A 16259-nucleotide genomic window follows, 5' to 3' on the forward strand; every position below is an offset into this window, starting at 1 on the left:
CGGCCGCTAGTCAGCGGCCGCGTTCACCGAAGCGATCTTGCCTATCATGGTCTTGATTTCAGTCTTCACGAGATCCGGCACCGCGTTCTGCACCATGTGACCGAGATCGGGCAGCACGATCAGTTTTGCGTTCGGCACCGTCGCTGCGAACGGGCGGGCGTGGATGTTGGTCGAGACGGTCTTGTCGGGTTCGCCGGCGATGATCGTGACAGGCGCCTTGATCGCGCCATAGCGTGAGACTTGCGCGGCGACCGACGCCTTCAGCGTCACCAGGTCATAGGCATTGGCGATGAACTCGCGCGGGCGCAACAACAGCGGCGTCGCGGAATCCTTTACGAATCCGTCCGGCATCGTCTGCGGCAGGAAGACGTCGCGCGCGCCGGACTCGGCGACGAAATACCCCAGCGGCAGCGTGACGGTGTAAGCGAGCAGCGGGCCGATGACGGGGGTCGCGATGATCTCGTTGTAGCGCCCGACCCCGCCGCGCCAGGGATGGGTGACCGGCGCCAGCATCACGAGGCCGGCGACGCGGTGCGGATGATCGAGCGCCAGCCGCGCGCCGAGCGCGCCGCTCCAGGAATGCACGACGAAGAGCGCGCGATCGATGCCGAGCCTGCCAAGCGCCTCGTCGATCATCCGCGCCTGGATCTCCGGCGTCGAATCCTGCCGCCGCGCCCGCGTGCTCCAGCCATGGCCGGGACGGTCGATCAGGATGACGCGATGGTCTTTTGCGAGGAGATCGCCGAGTGGCCGCCGCATCACCACGAGATTCGAGCTCGCGCCGTGCAGCATCACAATGGGCAGGCCGGTATCGCGCGGACCGATGTCGACGACGTGAAGCGTCGCGCCCTCGACTTCGACCATCCGTCCCTGCGGCGGAAACGCGCGTTGCACGGCGATAATTCCCGCCTGCGTGACCAGCGCCAGCAAAGCCAGCGCCGTCATGACTGAGATCACGAGCATGGAGAGAGTCCGGGCGATCCAGGGCACATCGCAGCTACGGGTCTCGCCACGCCGCAGTTTCGGTCCCCAAGCAGCGCTTCCACTGAAAAGGAGGGGGCTGTGGATATGTGCATAATCTCGATCCGCAAAAGCACAGTAGAATCAACGTCCTTCCTAAGTGACCCACGAGCCTGGGACAGCTTCATGCAGTCGTCATCGCGGCTTCCATATAATCGCCACGGTCGGTTCCGCCATCTAGACGCGGGTGGGCGCCGATCCTCCCCGCAATCCACAGGAACGCGGGAATGGCCGGCAGATTGTCCTGGTTTGAACCGGAGGATTTTTGATGAGCTTCAGATCGAACGACACCGCGATCGAGGAGATCGTGGCGAGTTGTAGCGGCGACCTGCGCGGTGCGGTGCGTGCGCTGCTCCTGATCAATGAGCATCTCGAGGCGGAGCTTGCCAAGGCCTATGCCGCAGCGGCCGATCACGGCCTCACTGAGCGCGCTGGCAACGTCCTGCACTGACCCTAGTTCGCGCTGTCCTCGGCCTTGTCCTCGTCGGGGGTGACCGCGGGACAAGCACGGATGGTCGAGCGGGCGAGCTTGGCATCGGCCTTGGACTTGTAGGGGCCGTCGCCGAACCAGATGTCGCCAATGATGACGGGATTGCTGGTCACGATGGTGCACGTGCCGGTGGCGCGATTGCCGATCACCCAGAACATGCCGTCGGCCAGACTTGCCGTCCCCGACGCCAGCAGCAAGCTAACCGCAACGATCAAACGCTTCATGGCTTTCGCTCCTGCCATGCAGGTAGGCTTGCCGGCGCGCCGACAATACCCCTCGCAATGCGACGCATGCGATCGTGGTTAACCCGCGCAGGCCGCACTCGCTCAAGAAATGATCGAGTTGGAGGTTAGATGTCGCGGCCTTCGACCTTTTCGGTCAGCGCCTTGACCTGATCGGGTATCTTCTCGAGGTGCGGATTGATGGCAAGCGCCTTGCGGTAGGCCTCGAGCGCCCGTTTCTCGTCGCCCACTTCCTGCATGATCATGCCGAGGCCCGCGAGCGCGCCGAAATGGCGGGGCTCCCGGGCCAGCACTTGCTGGATGTCGGCAAGCGAACGGCCATAGTCGTTCTGCATGTAATACAGCGTGGCGCGCCGGTTCCAAGCTTCAATGTAATCGGGCCTGAGCTTGATGACGGAATCCAGGAGCTTGATCGCGATGTCGATCTTCTGCGCGTCGACCGCGGTCTTGGCCCGCGCCATCAGAAGCGCGGCGGTGTCGCTGGGGGTCTGGAGCCAGATCGCCCAGATCCGCGCCTCGACATGCTTGGCGCTGGCCTCGTCAGGGGCGGCCTTCAGCGCGCCGAACAGGAAGTCGAGATTCTTGCCGCGGTCGACTTTCGGCAGCTTGGCCGGCGCCTCCGGCAATTTCTTCTGCTTCGAGGGCGGTACCGGATCATTCTGCGCCTGAGCCGGAGCGAGGCCGCCGGTTCCCAAAACGAGGGCCAGACACAGGGTGCGCGCGAAAAGGAATCTCACTGCCATGGTGAAAGTGTAAACGCGCAAAGCCGCCCTTGCAAAGCAGGGGCGGCGTCAAACTCGTGTGAGACCGTGGTCTTGCGGGGCGCGCTTCGGGCCGCCGACAGGGCGTATCAGCCCTGGCGAGCCTTGAAACGGCGCTGCACCTTGTTGATCACATAGACCCGGCCCTTGCGGCGGACCAGGCGGTTGGCACGGTGGCGACCGCGCAGCGATTTCAGCGAGTTACGGACCTTCATGGCAGAATCCTGAACGTTCGAAAGGCCGTGTTCGGCACTACCGTTTCGGCACGCGCGAATGTGGCAAAATGAGATTTTCCCCGCCGGCGGACGACCGCCCGGGACGGGGCGGTTCTTAAGGCATGGCGGGACCGCATGTCAATGTTAACTGCCCCGGTCCGAACCGGCAAAATCGTGAAAACAACCCCATGCACAGTAGAAACGGCCGGATCGGCCCGATTCCGGCGATTCGCGGCCAAGCCTGGCAAAGACTTTTGCGACCTGCGGTTTGGGGCCGGCAACGCCTTGTCAAATTCGTTATATCCTATAATCAATTTGGCAACCCGTCGGGAGGAAACCAATGCCCAAGCTGAAGCTGCCCAATATCGACGACGTCGTCGCCATCGACATCCATACCCACGCCGAGGAGCCCTGCGGCACCCATCCCGACGACGGCTATGACGACTTCCAGGCGCAGATGGCCGACTATTTCAAGTCGCCGCACAAGCATCCGCCGACCGTGCCGGAGACCGCGGCCTATTACCGCTCCAAGAACATCGCCGCGGTGATCTTCCCGGTCGACGCCGAGCGCGAGACCGGCTTCCGCCGCTATAAGAATGAGGAGATGCTGGAGATCGCCTCCGACCATCTCGACGTGCTCATCCCGTTCGTCTCGATCGACCCGCACAAGGGCAAGCTCGGCGTGCGCGAGGCGCGCAAGCTGATCGAGGAATACGGCGTCCGCGGCTTCAAATTCCATCCGACCATGCAGGGCTTCTACGCCAACGACCGCATGGCCTATCCACTCTACGAAGAGATCAACAATGGCGGTGCGATCGCGCTGTTCCACACCGGCCAGACCGGCGTCGGCTCGGGCATGCCGGGCGGCATGGGGATGCGGCTGAAATATTCCAACCCGATGTACATGGACGATGTCGCGGCTGACTTCCCCGACCTCAAGATCATCCTCGCCCATCCTTCCTTCCCCTGGCAGGAAGAGGCGCTGTCGGTCGCGACCCACAAGCCGAACGTCTATATCGACCTGTCCGGCTGGTCGCCGAAATACTTCCCGCCGATCCTCGTGCGCTATATCAATTCGATCCTTCAGGATAAGATGCTGTTCGGCTCGGACTGGCCGGTGATCACGCCCGACCGCTGGCTTGCGGACTTCGCCAAGATCGACATCCGCGACGAGATCCGGCCGAAGGTGCTCAAGGCCAACGCAAGAAAGCTGTTGGGGATCTAGCGAGGTCAGCGTGACGATCAAAGCCGTCGTCTTCGACGCCTACGGGACGCTCTACGACATCCAGTCGGTCGCGGAGATCACCGAGGACGCGTTTCCCGGCTACGGCGAAATCATCACGCAGGTCTGGCGGATCAAGCAGCTCGAATACACCTGGTTGCGCTCGCTGATGCGGTGCTACCAGGATTTTTCGGCCGTCACGCGGGACTCGCTATCCTATACGCTGCGCATGCTCGGGCTCAGCTATGACGTCGAGACGTTCGATCGGGTGATCGAGAAATATCTGCAGCTCGATCTCTATCCGGATGCAGTGGCAGCACTTGGCGCATTGAAGCCACGACAACTCGCCATTCTCTCCAACGGCAGCCCGGACATGCTCAATGCGCTGGTGCGCAATTCCGGCCTCGACCGCCTGCTCGATGCCACCATCAGCGTCGATGCCAAGAAGATCTTCAAGCCGAGCCCCGAGGCCTACGCGCTGATCGGCGAGGTGCTCGGCACCAAGCCCGATGAGGTTCTGTTCGTCTCCTCAAATCCTTGGGACGCCGCGGGCGCGAAATCGTTCGGACTAAACGTCGCATGGATCGAGCGCGTCACGCCGGAAGCGATGGCGCTGGCTTGCGTCGAGAACGAGCTGGTGGCACCGCTGACCCTGTTCAAGGCGATCCGCACCCAGATGGACGAGCTCGGATTTGCGCCGGACCATCGGATCCGCACGCTCGCGGAGCTGCCAAGAATCGCCTAAGCAATCGCCGCCTGCCCATAGCCTGTAATGAGCCGACTGGAATGAGCCTGGAATCCGTTCGCGCCTTCTTCGCCGAAAAATCCCCCGACATCACCGTCATGGAATCGCCGATCAGCTCCGCCACGGTGGCGCTGGCCGCCGAGGCCTATGGCGTCGAGCCCGGCATGATCGCCAAGACATTGTCGCTGCGCGTCGGTGAGCGCGTGATCCTGATCGTCGCGGCCGGCACCTCGCGCATGGACAACAAGAAGGTCAAGGCGGCGTTCGGCGGCAAGCCGAAGATGCTGGGGCTGGAAGAGGTTGCCGAGATCACCGGGCACGAGGTCGGCGGCGTGTGCCCATTCGGACTGAAGTCACCACTGCCCGTTTATTGCGACGTCTCGCTGAAGGCGTTCGACGTCGTGGTGCCGGCGGCAGGTTCGACCCACAGCGCCGTGCGCATCACGCCCGAGCGGCTGGCCGAGCTGACCGCGGCCGAATGGGTCGATGTGTGCGAGGTCAGGGCGTAAGGCGGCTTCGGCGCCCCACGCCTGATGCATTTGCCGGTCAGGGAGGCTAGCATAGCAACCATGACCGACGATAAAGTGAAACGACGACTGACCACAGTCCTGTGCGCTGACGTGTACGGCTATTCTCGTCTGATGGAAGCAGACGAGACCGGAACGCTGGAGACGCTGCGCCGCTACCGCACCGCCATTGCGCGATTGGTCGAGCGTCACGACGGCCGCATCGTGAATACCTGGGGCGATGCCGTGATCGCCGAGTTCGCCAGCGTCGTCGAGGCCGTGCAATGCTCGGTCGAGATTCAGCAGGAAATCGCCCATCAGGATTCTGACGCGCCTCAGGCGAACCCGATGCGGTTTCGCATCGGCATCAACCTCGGCGATGTGATGGTGGACGGCTCCGACATCTATGGCGACGGGGTCAATATCGCGTCGCGCCTGCAAGAACTCGCCGAACCCGGCGGCGTCGTGATCTCGAGCTCGGTCTACGATCAGGTGCACAACAAATTATCCGTTGGGTTCGACTGTCTCGGTCAGCGCCCCCTGAAGAACATTGCTCCCCTGACCAGCTATCGGCTGACCTTGGGCGGACAGACTGCCGCGCAAGGGAGCGTCCCGATCGAGGAAAGCCCCGCTCCGCGAGGGGCATCTCGTGCTTCGCGAACTGGCGACAGCCACGAGCCGTCCTCCTGGACGCAAATCGTGTCGGATGGACTAGCGAAGCTGCCCCGCCCGGTGGCAGCAGCCCTTACGGTGTCGGCCTTCCTGATCGTGATCAATCTTTTCACGAGCCATAAGATCTGGTTCCATTGGCCGGTCGCAGTTATTCTCTTCGGTGTCGCCTTGCGGACGGTGCTGGGACGTCGACCTGAATCGGACCGCAAGCGAGAGCGTTGAACGAGCGGCACGACCGCATCGTCGCGCCTGCCGCTGCTTGGCATGTGGCTAGGGCACCGCTAATCGTCGTCGTCAAAGGGACGCGGTTGCGCGGGCGGAGGCGGCGGTGCAGCGTTGTAGCGCGGCGGCGCGGCGCGATTGCGCGGGACCGGTTGCTGCGGCTGCACCTGGTTGTTGGACTGGAACACCGCACGACATCCGCTCGAGAGCTGGGTCGTGTTCTGCTGCAAGCAGGCGACGATGCGGTTGACGTCTGGAATCTGGCTGCTGCACAGGCGCCAGACATCCGGGGTGCAAGCCATCTGCTGTTCCATCGTCCCCCGATAGTCTTCGGCGGACGCAGCCTCCTGCGCGACGATACCGCCGATCGCAAGCGCCAGGCCCAGCGCAATCCGCTCTGTTCGCATGTCCGATCCTTCCCGTTCAGTCAAAATCTCCCCAATCAATGAGGCGCGGGATGGTTCTGGACCAACAAAAAAATGTGAAAGCGAAACTGGAACCTATTCGACCTTGCCGATCTTCTTGACCGCCACGATGAGCCTCGCGCTATCGACTGCGACGAAGTCGGAAAATGCCGGCGCATCCTGATAGGCAACGAGACTGCCCGAGGCTTCAAACGTCCTGAGCACGTCCGGGCTCGTCATCACCTGCCCCATCGCTTGCCGCAGCCGGGTCGCGATCGGCTCAGGAAGAGCATTCTGCGCAAACAGCCCGGCCCAGATGTACATCTCGACATCCTTGTAGCCGAATTCCTGGAAGGTCGGCACGTCGGGGAAGCTCGCGATGCGCTGTGCGCCGCAATTGCCGAGCACGCGCAGCTTGCCGTCGTCGACCTGCGGCTTCAGCGTGACCGGTGCCGCCGCGATCGCCTGCACGGTGCCGCCGAGCAGCGCGGTCAGCGCGGGACCAGCGCCGCGAAAGGGCACGTGCAACAGCTTGATGCCGGCGCTGTTGGCGAACATCTCCATCGCCACATGCAGCGTGCCGTAAGGGCCGGACGAGCCATAGGTGATCTGGCCGGGTCGCTGCTTCGCATCCTCGACGAAATCCTGCGCCGTCTGCCATGGCGCGGAGGCCGGCACCGCGAGCAGCGTGGGGTCGGCCAGCACGCGCGCGATCGGCATGAACTGGGAGACCTCATAGGTGACGGGACGCTCGAACAACCGGTCGGCCTCGGGGAGCACCGCCAGCGAGGACAGCGTCATCAGCAGCGTATGGCCGTCCGGCTCGGCGCGCGCTGCGGCGGCATTGCCGACCGATCCGCCGGCCCCGCCGGCGCGGTTGTCGACGATGACGGACTTGCCGAGGATGCGCTCCAGCGCCTGCGCCAGGGGGCGTGCCGCGAGATCAGCCTGGCCCCCGGCCGGGAATGGCACGATCATGGTGATGTTGCGGGTGGGATAAGTTTGCGCCAAGGCTTTGTCAGGCAGCGCGGCGCGCAACAACGGCAGCGTGGCAGCGGCGCGCAGGACGTCGCGTCGATCCATGGCAGATCCCTCCCCGATCTTTTCTTGTTTCGCTCTCAGCCTAGCGCAGCGACCGGCAAGAACAAGATTTTTACCAAGCATTAACCATGTTCGGCCCGGTCAGGAACGCATGCTCCGAGCCACCGTTGCCCTGCCAGGAGGGGTGCCATGGGAAAACTTGCAACCATCGACGTCGCCCTGGACGAGATGCTGGTGAATCTTGCGGCGATCGTCCTGCGGCTTTCAAAGCCCGAAATGACGCGCACGCCGGAAGCGCGGCGCGCCCTGGTGCAGTCGGTCCATCAATACGCGGTCTGCGCGGCGCGCTCGACCGATCCGCGCGTCCACGAATGGAAGTCGCGGCTCGATGAGACGCTGAAGCCGAAGCTGCGTGTTGTCGCGCGCGACGGGATGAAGGTGCCGTAGCCGGAGATGATGGGCACGCTCCGCTTTGCCCACCCTACGATCGCTGTGCAATGAGATGCCGTAGGGTGGGCAAAGGCGCGCTCTTCGCGCGACGTGCCCACCATCATTCGCCGAACTGCCCGGCAATGTCCCGCATATCCCCTCCCCAATCTGCAGGAAGGGTGCCTTGATCGACGTAGCGATGGAAGCTGCTGAGGGGCCAATCGCAAACGCGCGCGACAAGCCCATGTTTCACCGGGTTGAAGTGAATGTAGTCAACGTGGCGCTCCAAGTCGGCGTCGTCCCGAATTGCGTGCTCCCAATAGCGGCGCTGCCAAATGCCCTTCTCGCGCTTTTTCAGTTTGCTAGTCGAGGGGGTACCGGCTTCCAGGCCACGCGAAAACCCAGCTTTGATCAGATTCCAACGCGATGAAAAATCGACATCGCCGTCCGGCAGCATCCAAATGGCGTGCAGGTGGTCTGGCAGAACGCAAATTGCGACGGTCTCGAATGGCTGGCGCTCAAACACGGTTCGGTAGATTCGTCTCAGGCGATCAGCTTGATCGACGAGCAGTGTGCTCGAGCGATCTGCGAGCACGACGGTGAAGAAGAACATCCTGCCCTGTGCGCGCCGATATCGAGACACTTGCGATCCTCTTAGGCAAAGCCGTGGGCACGCTGCGCTTTGCCCACCCTACGATAGCTGTGCTCGGACGATAGACTAGCGAGGTCTCGCAAGTGGGCAAAGGCGCAAAGCGCCGTGTCCACCAAGGTGTCTATCCGGCCTTTCCAGCTTTCTTCGGTCGCCGCTTGCAGGTACCTGGCAGTTTCGCCGCGAGAAAATCGCCGAGTGCTTCCACGCGCGCTGGCCTTGGGCCGCCGGGTGGCGTCACCAGATGTACGGCGCCTTCGGCCTGCTTCCAGTCCTTCAGGAGCACCTCGACCTCACCGGATGAAATGGCATCGCCGACGATGAATTCGGGAAGCTCGGCGATGCCGAGGCCGGCGAGCAACGCCGGCATCACGGCCTCGCCATTGTTGGCGCGAAGCTGGCCACCCGGGCGCACGCTGGCCTGCTCGCCGGCCGCATTGGTGTAGTGCCAGACATTGGGCGTGGAGAGATAGGCGTAGCTGAAGCATTTGTGCTCGGCGAGATGCATCGGATGCGTCGGCCGGCCGTGGCGCTTGAGGTATGACGGCGCGGCCACCGTGAAGCGCGGCATGGTGAAGAGACGCCGCGCGATCAGCGAAGAATCCGGCAGCCGCGCGATCCGCACCGCCATATCGAAACCTTCGCCGATCAAGTCGATGGTCGCATCGCTCAGGTGCAGGTCGACCGAGACTTCCGGATAGGTTTCGAAAAACTCCGGCAGCAACGGCGCTACGGCCTTGACCCCAAACGTCATGGGCACCGCGAGCCGCACCAGCCCGCGCGGCGCCACCGATTGCGCCAGCGCCTCGTTCTCCGCCGCCTCGCCGTCGCTCAGAAGGCGGGTCGCGCGCTCCGCAAGCTTGTGCCCGGCGTCGGTGAGCGCGAGCCGTCGCGAGGTGCGGTTGAACAGCCGTGCGCCGAGCCGCTCCTCCAGCCTGGTCACGGCCTTGGACACGGTTGCCTTGGACATCATGAGTTCGGCCGCGGCCGCCGCAAACGACCGTAATTCCACGACTTTTGCGAAGATCGCGAGCGCCTCGAAGTCCGGAAGTTTTGCCATGGCCGCCGCCCAATTGGGATGTTTAATGAAACAATATGTTTCGACAGTTTCTATTTCTATACCACAGACAGAGACTTATCCAAGGGTCGACGGCGGCTTTGGCGCCTGAGGCGTCAAGCTCAAGCAAAGGATTATGCAGATGATCGAACTCAGACCTTTCAACAAGCTCGGCGGCGCCGATCACGGCTGGCTCAAGGCCAAGCATCATTTCTCCTTCGCGAGCCACTATGACCCGGACAACATGGGTCACGGCGCCTTGCGGGTGTGGAACGACGACGAGATCGCGCCAAACACCGGCTTTCCCGCCCATCCCCACGCCAACATGGAAATTATCACCTATGTGCGCGAGGGCGCGATCACCCATCAGGACAACCTCGGCAATGAGGGGCGCACCGAGGCGGGCGACGTGCAGGTGATGAGCGCCGGCAGCGGCATCCGCCACTCCGAGTACAATCTCGAGCCGACCAAGGCGCGCATCTTCCAGATCTGGATCGAGCCGATGCTGCGCGGTGGCCAGCCGACCTGGGGCTCGAAGCCGTTCCCCAAGGCAAACCGCTCGGGCAAGCTCGTCACCATCGCGAGCGGCGACGCGAACGACAAGGACGCGCTGCCGATCCGTGCCGATGCCCGGGTGCTGGCGACCACGCTGAAGGCGGGTGAGACCGCGGAGTACGAGCCCGAGAGGTCGCGACACCTTTATCTGGTGCCGGCGGCAGGTGCCGTCGAGATCAACGGCGTGCGCGTCAACGCGCGGGACGGCGCCGCAATTCGTGGCGAGGCCAGCCTGAAGATCACAGCCCTGGAAGACTCCGAGCTCGTGCTCGTCGACGCGGCCTGAGCGCACCACTCCTGCCAATCAAACAGTCACCTTCAATCCCAACGGAGACCACCATGACCAAAGTTCTCGTTCTCTATTACTCTGCCTACGGCCACATCGAAGCGATGGCGAACGCGGTCGCCGAAGGCGCGCGCGAAGCCGGCGCCACCGTCGACATCAAGCGCGTGCCGGAGCTGGTGCCGGCCGAGGTCGCCAAGGCTTCGTACTACAAGGTCGACCAGGCCGCTCCTGTCGCCAAGGTCGAGGACCTCGCCAATTACGACGCGATCATCGTCGGCACCGGCACCCGTTTCGGCCGCATGACCTCGCAGATGGCGAACTTTCTGGATCAGGCCGGCGGGCTCTGGGCCAAGGGCGCGCTGCATGGCAAGGTCGGCGGCGCCTTCACGGCGACCGCGACCCAGCATGGCGGACAGGAGGCGACACTGTTCTCGATCATCACCAACCTCCTGCATTTCGGCATGGTGATCGTCGGCATGAACTACGGCTTTGCCGGCCAGATGAAGCTCGACGAGGTCACCGGCGGCGCGCCCTACGGCGCCACCACAATCACGGGCGGCGACGGCAGCCGCCAGCCCAGCGCCAACGAGCTCGCCGGCGCGCGCTACCAGGGACGTGCGATCGCGGAAACCGCCAAGAAGCTGCACGGTTGAGATTCACTATCAAGCCTCGCAATCGACTGCATGGCTGATGCTATCGGGGCGGCGTTCTCGTTCGGGAATGCCGCCCTATCTATCGTCGCAGGAGCGACGCGAATGGCTTTCGAATTTCTCTTTCTGGCGCAGATGATCCGCAGGCCGGTGCAGGCGCTGACACGGCGCTGGTATTGCCGCAGCCTGTTCCGCGCCTCCCGCGGCCGGTTTCACTGCGCCGGGTGCGCGGGATCATGAGGCGTCAGGCCTGCGTGATGTCCGCATGCGGCGGAATATCGATTGCCGGTGCAAATGCAGGCGCAGTCGAAAGCCACCAGCCGTCGCCGGCAAACCAGCAGGTGTCGTCGGGCGTGTCCCGTCTCCGCAACGACTGCACGCGCTCCCATCCTCTTGCGAACGCCTCGGCCAAGCGCCGGCCGGCATCCGCATCCTGCAGTCCCGCGCAACCGATGAACTGGGCTCGCCCTAAGAATTTGGCGGGCCAGGCCAGGCCCTGATCGGGGCGCGTGACCATCAGCATGCCGCCGAGCACGCCCTCCGGGGCCAACGGAAACACCAGTCGCCCGCCGGGCCGCAACGTCTCGAGCCATTCCATGGCGGGCTGCGCCGCGCCCGCACAGACGTAGATCACATCAGCCCTTGGCAGATCGGAGGCAATGCCCGAGCGCTCGCGCAGCTCGACTGCAGTGATGTCTTTCAAATTCTCGCGCGCGAGTGCCGCCAGGCGTTCATCGATCTCATAGGCATAGACGCGGCCATTGGGACCGACGAGCTCGGCGAGAATAGCCGTGTAGTAGCCGGTGCCCGCGCCGATCTGGAGCACGGTCTCACCTTCCTTCACGTCACAGCCGCCGAGCCAATAGGCGTGCGCGCCGGGCATGCCGATATTGACGCCACGCGCGGCATCCAGCGCCAGAAGCGTATTCTGATAGAGGAAGGCGGGATCATCGTCGGGCGTCACGACATAAGGATGCCCGCCGAGCGAGATCGACCACGGCCCGGGTCCGGCAAAGGGCTCGCGCCTGACGTTGCGAAACGCCTGCTCGATGCGGGGGTCGGGGGCTTTGGCGGCAGCGCAGATCAATTGCGCATAGAACGCGCGATATTTGTTCGAACGATCGTCCATGTCGCCTCCAGGCTTTGGAGACAACGATAGCACAACGATTGCGATATTCGAGCGACCGTTGCAACCAGGGGCGCTGCGCGATTCAGCGTCTCTTGGCCATGGCCCGCGCGACCAACGCTGCAAGCTTTGGATGCCGGCGCAGGCCCTGCGCGGCATGGTCGCGCAGGACAAAAGGCAGACCGCGCCAGGACAGCGCGATGCTGACATCGGTCAGCGGGACCTGCTCAGCGCCGAACCGGCGCTTGTAATCGTGATTGCCGATGCTGAGATCGAAGCGCCGCACGCCCTGGGCATGCAGCGCTGCCATGGTGCGCTCGGTCACCAGCAGGCCCGGCGAGCAATTCGCCCAGGCCTTGCCGGCATGGCCGATCCGCAGCAGGAAATAAGTTGCGCCGTATCGGACGCCGAACGTGGTCGCGACAATGCCCTCGTCGCAGGCGAGCGCCGAAACCACCGCATAGCCTTCCGCAATGCCCTGCCGCGCGACATCGCGGTAGAAGCGGGCGTGGACCTCGTTATTGAGGACGAATGGCGAGCCCAGCAGCTGCATACGCTCCTGCTGCTGCACGTCCATCACGTCGAGCAACTCGTGCGCGCGGGCAATATCCGTCGCGATTTCGAACCGGGCGCCGGCATGACGGCTGAACACGCGCCAGCAGCGCGGCATCTGCATGCGCTTGATCGACGCCTGATAATCTGCGTAGTCGTCGCCGGTCAGCACGAGGTTGCCGTTGAGCGAGCATGAGCCGAACCGGCCGAGCGACACCAGCGGATTCGGTTTGGCGCCGACATAGGCCGGCATCTTCTTGAAGCGAAGCAGGTCGAAGCGATCGGGCAAGGCGCGCAAACCATCGACCAGCGCCGCGCTGACCGCCTCTGCGCCGGCCGCATCGAAGCTGGCGTCGCAGGCCAGGATCGGAGCGTTGTTGTCGGAGACGCCGAGATCGGCAAACTCGACGACGCGGATGCCGCGTCTGATATGGCTGAACATCGGCACCATCGCGATGTCCCTGCCGGTCGCCGTGTCGGTGATGACTGCGATCAGCGGCGCCGCGCCGTGAAAGGCCTCGTACCAGGCAGCTAACCAGTAACCATGCTGGAACGCGGTGCGATGTCCAGCGTTCAGGCGCAATGCGGCCGGCCGCCAGTCGCGCAAGAAATCGACTGAGATTCCCGACGTGCTGGATACCTGACCGTCTAATTGCTCGACGCTGAGAAACGCCATTTGGGGGGGCATACGGTTACTGAACGTGTCCAGATAGATTATGTTTTGCCGCAGACCACAAGTTACGTCGCTGCTTATCGTTAAGCCGATACCGCCGTACGGAGCGTGACGTCCTCCTCTGTGTCCATATGAAACGGACCGCTGCGACGAGTTGTCAGCGAGCGGGTTCCATTGGCGCGACGCATTGGAATCTGGCCAGGAAATGCAATCCGGCGACCGCAAGCGCGAACATGAACCAAACCGGATTCTGCCGCTCGAGCAGGAAGGTCTCGGTCGTCCCGAAATACAGGCCAAACAGCCAGATGGTCAGAAACAGCTTGCCCAGCGCGTTGCTGCGGTTGTGGGCCTGGACCTGCTGGAAATTGCGCAGCGGCCCGATCACGAAGATGAGGACGACCAGCAGCAGGCCCGGCAGGCCGATGTTGACGGCGACGTCGAGCCAGCTGTTGTGGCTGTGGGCCGCGGTCACCGCCCATTCCGATCCCTGGGTGGTCTGCCGCTCCGTCACGCCGTCCCAGAACGCCGTGTAGCCGTGACCGGTGATCGGCTTTTCCGCAACGGCAGCGAGCGCAAACTCCCAGACCTCGGAACGGCCGGTGAAAGTGGGATCGACCGGCAGCGCTCGCGTGATGCTGCCGAGCACCGGGCTCATGACACTGCCAACCGTCAGCAGGTTCATCACGATCAGCGGCCCAAAGCAGATGATCCGCTTCAGCCACAGGCTCCGGGTGACGTAGACCAGCGATGCCAGGGCATAGATGGCAAGACACAGAACCGACGACGTCTTGCCGCCGGTGAAGACCAGGAAGATGCCGGCAAGCAGCGCGATAGCAGGCCCCATGACGAAGGAGCCCACGGCCGACAGGTAAATGCCGACATAGACCAGGATGCTCATGACCGGCGAGGCGGTGTTCTTGTGGCCAAAACTGCCGCGCCAGTCGCCGGCAAGCTGCGGCTCGCTGATGTCGAGCCCGCTGTGCATCGAATATTGCGGGGCAAAGAGAACGCCGAGATAGCACACGATCAGCAGCACCAGCGCGGCGCCGCCGAGACAGAGAGTGAAGCTCCGCTGCGTCGGGGGCAGCAAAGGCAGCAGGACCGCGAGCGTGGTTGCGCTGGCGGCGAGCACGAAGCGCTGGGTTGAGACCTCGCGGTTCTCGGAAAATGCGAGATCGATCAGCATCCAGCCGAGCAGGCAGAGATGCAGGGGCGTGACCAGGCTTCTGAGCGAGGCCGCGTCGGTGGTGAAGGTGAGCAGCACCGCGACCACGGCGAGCAATCCGAACGAGATGTAGGTCGTCGCCAATCGTCCGCCAACGACGGTGGCGACGTCGGGGTTGCGCAAGTCTGGAAACGGATCGAGCGTTATCAGGACCAAAAGCAGGGCAGCGACGGCAACAAGACAGCGCGCCGCGCTCACGACGTTGAGCCTCGCCAGTTCGTCGCGCAGCGCATGGCCGACCGAGCGGGCCTCGACGTCAGTCATGTCTGCGACGCTGCGATCCATGCCTCAAGGCCGGGTGGGACGATGCGGGACCTCGGAAGCCTAGCCCATCCCCGTTAACCATCCGTCAACCAGCACGCCGGAAGCGGCAGGAACCCGGCTCTGCCGCGCGACGCTGCGCGCGATCTCGTAATATTGCAGCGCGCGCTGCTCCAGCGTGAGATTGTCGAGGATGTAGCCTCGCGGATCGAATTTGCCCATGGTGCAGCCGGCCCAGAAATCGGTCCAGCGGTGCTCGAAGCCGGGGCGGTCCGTGAATTTGAGCCCGCAGCGATCATCCCAATAGGGTACCGACGACACCGGCTCGAACCGCACCCGGTGCGGATAATAATCGGGATCCGGCCATGGACCACCGGGATCCCAGGCAAGCACCGGCACACCGCAGGACAGCGCCTGCTGATAGGCGATGCCCTGGCTCTCGTTCTGGCACAGGAAAATCATCGCGCGGGCGTGTCGCAGCGCGGCCTGATAGTCTTCCTCCTGGTAGCTGCCGTAACGCAGCTCGGTGAACGAACGGCCTTCCCTGGTGAGGCGCGCGCGGACCGGCTCGACCAGCTCAGGCACGTAACGCTCCCGGTCCCAGCTGACCTTGTCGTAGAGCAGGACGTCGACGTTTTTCTCGCCCGGGCGGGAGGGCGCCCACAAATCAGTGTCGATGCCGACGGGCCAGGCTTCCGTCTCAGGCCAATGGGCCCGGTACATCTCGGCATACCACGGACCGGGCACCAGGAATTTCCGGACTGGAAGCCGCTTGAACAGGTCGGGATCGTCGAACGGATGGTTATAGGCACAAACGCCAAGCAGGATCGGGTTCTTCCATGCAAACTTGTCGAGCAGGAAAGCGCGGCCGAGGATGCAGGCGACTTCCTCCGGGTGCTGCGCGATGTAGCCGTAATCGTTGACGCGATAGCGGATGCCGAGCCGGTCGAGCCCCGCACAGAGATTGAAGAACACGCGCAGCTGCCCGCTCATCCGCGGCTCGCCGAACAGCATCTTGCGCGCCATGCGACGCAGATGACGATCGCCGGGAAACCAGCGATCGTCCTTGTCCTCGTAGAACAGGTTGAGGATCATGGCGTCGGGATCGTAGTCGAATGTCTTTGCGGGCACTGGGTCCATCCGCGGCATCAACAGCTGCATTCTCGCACGAGACCGGCTGTCGCACCTCTGAAAAGGCTGCGACAGACATAGCGCCACAGGTTTAACGCTAATTGACGAAACCGACGACGCGACGG

Annotated in this window: 21 protein-coding genes; 9 read left to right on the forward strand and 12 right to left on the reverse strand. The window is 63.5% G+C overall.

What is annotated here, in order from left to right; translation table 11 throughout:
- Positions 1–6: 6 nt before the first annotated feature.
- Complete coding sequence (locus tag AC0L2O_RS14940) at positions 7–963, reverse strand: alpha/beta fold hydrolase (RefSeq protein WP_473370248.1); 957 nt, start codon at positions 961–963, stop codon at positions 7–9.
- Between the two features lie 325 nt (positions 964–1288).
- On the opposite strand from AC0L2O_RS14940, the gene AC0L2O_RS14945 reads away from it, so the two are divergent.
- On the forward strand, positions 1289–1471 hold the full coding sequence (locus AC0L2O_RS14945) for a hypothetical protein (RefSeq protein WP_369720922.1): 183 nt from the start codon (positions 1289–1291) through the stop codon (positions 1469–1471).
- A gap of 2 nt (positions 1472–1473) precedes the next feature.
- Here AC0L2O_RS14945 and AC0L2O_RS14950 read toward each other — a convergent pair whose 3' ends face one another.
- The 3 genes from AC0L2O_RS14950 to ykgO form a co-directional block, all read right to left on the reverse strand.
- Positions 1474–1734 carry a hypothetical protein gene (locus AC0L2O_RS14950; protein WP_369720921.1) on the reverse strand — a complete coding sequence of 87 codons (261 nt, stop codon included), beginning with the start codon at positions 1732–1734 and terminating at the stop codon, positions 1474–1476.
- Positions 1735–1859: 125 nt separating this feature from the next.
- A complete protein-coding gene (locus AC0L2O_RS14955; protein WP_473370249.1) occupies positions 1860–2495 on the reverse strand; it encodes a tetratricopeptide repeat protein in 636 nt (211 codons plus the stop codon).
- A gap of 107 nt (positions 2496–2602) precedes the next feature.
- The gene (gene ykgO, locus AC0L2O_RS14960; protein ID WP_006611362.1) at positions 2603–2728 is read right to left on the reverse strand and encodes a type B 50S ribosomal protein L36; all 126 of its coding nucleotides are present in this window, start codon (positions 2726–2728) and stop codon (positions 2603–2605) included.
- Between the two features lie 340 nt (positions 2729–3068).
- Between ykgO and AC0L2O_RS14965 the strand changes: the two genes are divergently transcribed.
- From AC0L2O_RS14965 to AC0L2O_RS14980, 4 genes are read left to right on the forward strand one after another with little or no spacing between them, the layout of a single operon-like run.
- On the forward strand, positions 3069–3953 hold the full coding sequence (locus AC0L2O_RS14965; protein WP_473370250.1) for an amidohydrolase family protein: 885 nt from the start codon (positions 3069–3071) through the stop codon (positions 3951–3953).
- Positions 3954–3963: 10 nt separating this feature from the next.
- On the forward strand, positions 3964–4695 hold the full coding sequence (locus AC0L2O_RS14970) for a haloacid dehalogenase type II (protein WP_473370251.1): 732 nt from the start codon (positions 3964–3966) through the stop codon (positions 4693–4695).
- A 41-nt stretch (positions 4696–4736) separates the two neighbouring features.
- The gene (locus tag AC0L2O_RS14975) at positions 4737–5204 is read left to right on the forward strand and encodes a YbaK/EbsC family protein (protein ID WP_473370252.1); all 468 of its coding nucleotides are present in this window, start codon (positions 4737–4739) and stop codon (positions 5202–5204) included.
- A 60-nt stretch (positions 5205–5264) separates the two neighbouring features.
- Entirely contained in the window at positions 5265–6095 is an 831-nt protein-coding gene (locus tag AC0L2O_RS14980; protein ID WP_473370253.1) for an adenylate/guanylate cyclase domain-containing protein, read from the forward strand.
- A 59-nt stretch (positions 6096–6154) separates the two neighbouring features.
- Here the strand turns inward: AC0L2O_RS14980 and AC0L2O_RS14985 are convergent, their stop codons facing one another.
- The gene (locus AC0L2O_RS14985; RefSeq protein ID WP_369720917.1) at positions 6155–6502 is read right to left on the reverse strand and encodes a hypothetical protein; all 348 of its coding nucleotides are present in this window, start codon (positions 6500–6502) and stop codon (positions 6155–6157) included.
- A gap of 93 nt (positions 6503–6595) precedes the next feature.
- A complete protein-coding gene (locus AC0L2O_RS14990) occupies positions 6596–7582 on the reverse strand; it encodes a tripartite tricarboxylate transporter substrate binding protein (RefSeq protein WP_473370254.1) in 987 nt (328 codons plus the stop codon).
- A gap of 147 nt (positions 7583–7729) precedes the next feature.
- Here AC0L2O_RS14990 and AC0L2O_RS14995 point away from each other — a divergent pair, with 147 nt between their 5' ends.
- On the forward strand, positions 7730–7987 hold the full coding sequence (locus tag AC0L2O_RS14995; RefSeq protein ID WP_473370255.1) for a hypothetical protein: 258 nt from the start codon (positions 7730–7732) through the stop codon (positions 7985–7987).
- 103 nt (positions 7988–8090) lie between these two features.
- Here the strand turns inward: AC0L2O_RS14995 and AC0L2O_RS15000 are convergent, their stop codons facing one another.
- Complete coding sequence (locus tag AC0L2O_RS15000; RefSeq protein WP_473370256.1) at positions 8091–8612, reverse strand: REP-associated tyrosine transposase; 522 nt, start codon at positions 8610–8612, stop codon at positions 8091–8093.
- Between the two features lie 130 nt (positions 8613–8742).
- Positions 8743–9678 (reverse strand): LysR family transcriptional regulator, encoded by a 936-nt coding sequence (locus AC0L2O_RS15005; protein ID WP_473370257.1) that lies wholly within the window; start codon positions 9676–9678, stop codon positions 8743–8745.
- Between the two features lie 139 nt (positions 9679–9817).
- On the opposite strand from AC0L2O_RS15005, the gene AC0L2O_RS15010 reads away from it, so the two are divergent.
- The 3 genes from AC0L2O_RS15010 to AC0L2O_RS15020 all read left to right on the forward strand — a co-directional run bounded on the left by AC0L2O_RS15010 (position 9818) and on the right by AC0L2O_RS15020 (position 11406).
- A complete protein-coding gene (locus AC0L2O_RS15010) occupies positions 9818–10516 on the forward strand; it encodes a pirin family protein (RefSeq protein ID WP_473370258.1) in 699 nt (232 codons plus the stop codon).
- 53 nt (positions 10517–10569) lie between these two features.
- Positions 10570–11169 carry an NAD(P)H:quinone oxidoreductase gene (gene wrbA, locus AC0L2O_RS15015; protein WP_473370259.1) on the forward strand — a complete coding sequence of 200 codons (600 nt, stop codon included), beginning with the start codon at positions 10570–10572 and terminating at the stop codon, positions 11167–11169.
- Positions 11170–11271: 102 nt separating this feature from the next.
- Entirely contained in the window at positions 11272–11406 is a 135-nt protein-coding gene (locus AC0L2O_RS15020; RefSeq protein WP_473370260.1) for a hypothetical protein, read from the forward strand.
- A 4-nt stretch (positions 11407–11410) separates the two neighbouring features.
- Here AC0L2O_RS15020 and AC0L2O_RS15025 read toward each other — a convergent pair whose 3' ends face one another.
- The 4 genes from AC0L2O_RS15025 to AC0L2O_RS15040 all read right to left on the reverse strand — a co-directional run bounded on the left by AC0L2O_RS15025 (position 11411) and on the right by AC0L2O_RS15040 (position 16134).
- Positions 11411–12295 carry a protein-L-isoaspartate O-methyltransferase family protein gene (locus AC0L2O_RS15025; RefSeq protein ID WP_473370261.1) on the reverse strand — a complete coding sequence of 295 codons (885 nt, stop codon included), beginning with the start codon at positions 12293–12295 and terminating at the stop codon, positions 11411–11413.
- Positions 12296–12377: 82 nt separating this feature from the next.
- On the reverse strand, positions 12378–13520 hold the full coding sequence (locus AC0L2O_RS15030) for a GNAT family N-acetyltransferase (RefSeq protein WP_473370262.1): 1143 nt from the start codon (positions 13518–13520) through the stop codon (positions 12378–12380).
- Positions 13521–13674: 154 nt separating this feature from the next.
- The gene (locus AC0L2O_RS15035; RefSeq protein WP_473370263.1) at positions 13675–15027 is read right to left on the reverse strand and encodes an O-antigen ligase family protein; all 1353 of its coding nucleotides are present in this window, start codon (positions 15025–15027) and stop codon (positions 13675–13677) included.
- Between the two features lie 39 nt (positions 15028–15066).
- The gene (locus tag AC0L2O_RS15040; protein ID WP_409191805.1) at positions 15067–16134 is read right to left on the reverse strand and encodes a glycosyltransferase; all 1068 of its coding nucleotides are present in this window, start codon (positions 16132–16134) and stop codon (positions 15067–15069) included.
- Positions 16135–16259: the final 125 nt, after the last annotated feature.

It is taken from the genome of Bradyrhizobium sp. Kon10 (assembly GCF_055807395.1).

Bases quoted from the DNA above. Each gene is read 5' to 3' on its own strand.
- AC0L2O_RS14940 (WP_473370248.1), bottom strand. From the start codon at position 963: ATGCTCGTGATCTCAGTCATGACGGCGCTGGCTTTGCTGGCGCTGGTC.
- AC0L2O_RS14945 (WP_369720922.1), top strand. From the start codon at position 1,289: ATGAGCTTCAGATCGAACGACACCGCGATCGAGGAGATCGTGGCGAGT.
- AC0L2O_RS14950 (WP_369720921.1), bottom strand. From the start codon at position 1,734: ATGAAGCGTTTGATCGTTGCGGTTAGCTTGCTGCTGGCGTCGGGGACG.
- AC0L2O_RS14955 (WP_473370249.1), bottom strand. From the start codon at position 2,495: ATGGCAGTGAGATTCCTTTTCGCGCGCACCCTGTGTCTGGCCCTCGTT.
- ykgO (WP_006611362.1), bottom strand. From the start codon at position 2,728: ATGAAGGTCCGTAACTCGCTGAAATCGCTGCGCGGTCGCCACCGTGCC.
- AC0L2O_RS14965 (WP_473370250.1), top strand. From the start codon at position 3,069: ATGCCCAAGCTGAAGCTGCCCAATATCGACGACGTCGTCGCCATCGAC.
- AC0L2O_RS14975 (WP_473370252.1), top strand. From the start codon at position 4,737: ATGAGCCTGGAATCCGTTCGCGCCTTCTTCGCCGAAAAATCCCCCGAC.
- AC0L2O_RS14980 (WP_473370253.1), top strand. From the start codon at position 5,265: ATGACCGACGATAAAGTGAAACGACGACTGACCACAGTCCTGTGCGCT.
- AC0L2O_RS14985 (WP_369720917.1), bottom strand. From the start codon at position 6,502: ATGCGAACAGAGCGGATTGCGCTGGGCCTGGCGCTTGCGATCGGCGGT.
- AC0L2O_RS14990 (WP_473370254.1), bottom strand. From the start codon at position 7,582: ATGGATCGACGCGACGTCCTGCGCGCCGCTGCCACGCTGCCGTTGTTG.
- AC0L2O_RS14995 (WP_473370255.1), top strand. From the start codon at position 7,730: ATGGGAAAACTTGCAACCATCGACGTCGCCCTGGACGAGATGCTGGTG.
- AC0L2O_RS15005 (WP_473370257.1), bottom strand. From the start codon at position 9,678: ATGGCAAAACTTCCGGACTTCGAGGCGCTCGCGATCTTCGCAAAAGTC.
- AC0L2O_RS15010 (WP_473370258.1), top strand. From the start codon at position 9,818: ATGATCGAACTCAGACCTTTCAACAAGCTCGGCGGCGCCGATCACGGC.
- wrbA (WP_473370259.1), top strand. From the start codon at position 10,570: ATGACCAAAGTTCTCGTTCTCTATTACTCTGCCTACGGCCACATCGAA.
- AC0L2O_RS15020 (WP_473370260.1), top strand. From the start codon at position 11,272: ATGGCTTTCGAATTTCTCTTTCTGGCGCAGATGATCCGCAGGCCGGTG.
- AC0L2O_RS15025 (WP_473370261.1), bottom strand. From the start codon at position 12,295: ATGGACGATCGTTCGAACAAATATCGCGCGTTCTATGCGCAATTGATC.
- AC0L2O_RS15030 (WP_473370262.1), bottom strand. From the start codon at position 13,520: ATGGCGTTTCTCAGCGTCGAGCAATTAGACGGTCAGGTATCCAGCACG.
- AC0L2O_RS15035 (WP_473370263.1), bottom strand. From the start codon at position 15,027: ATGGATCGCAGCGTCGCAGACATGACTGACGTCGAGGCCCGCTCGGTC.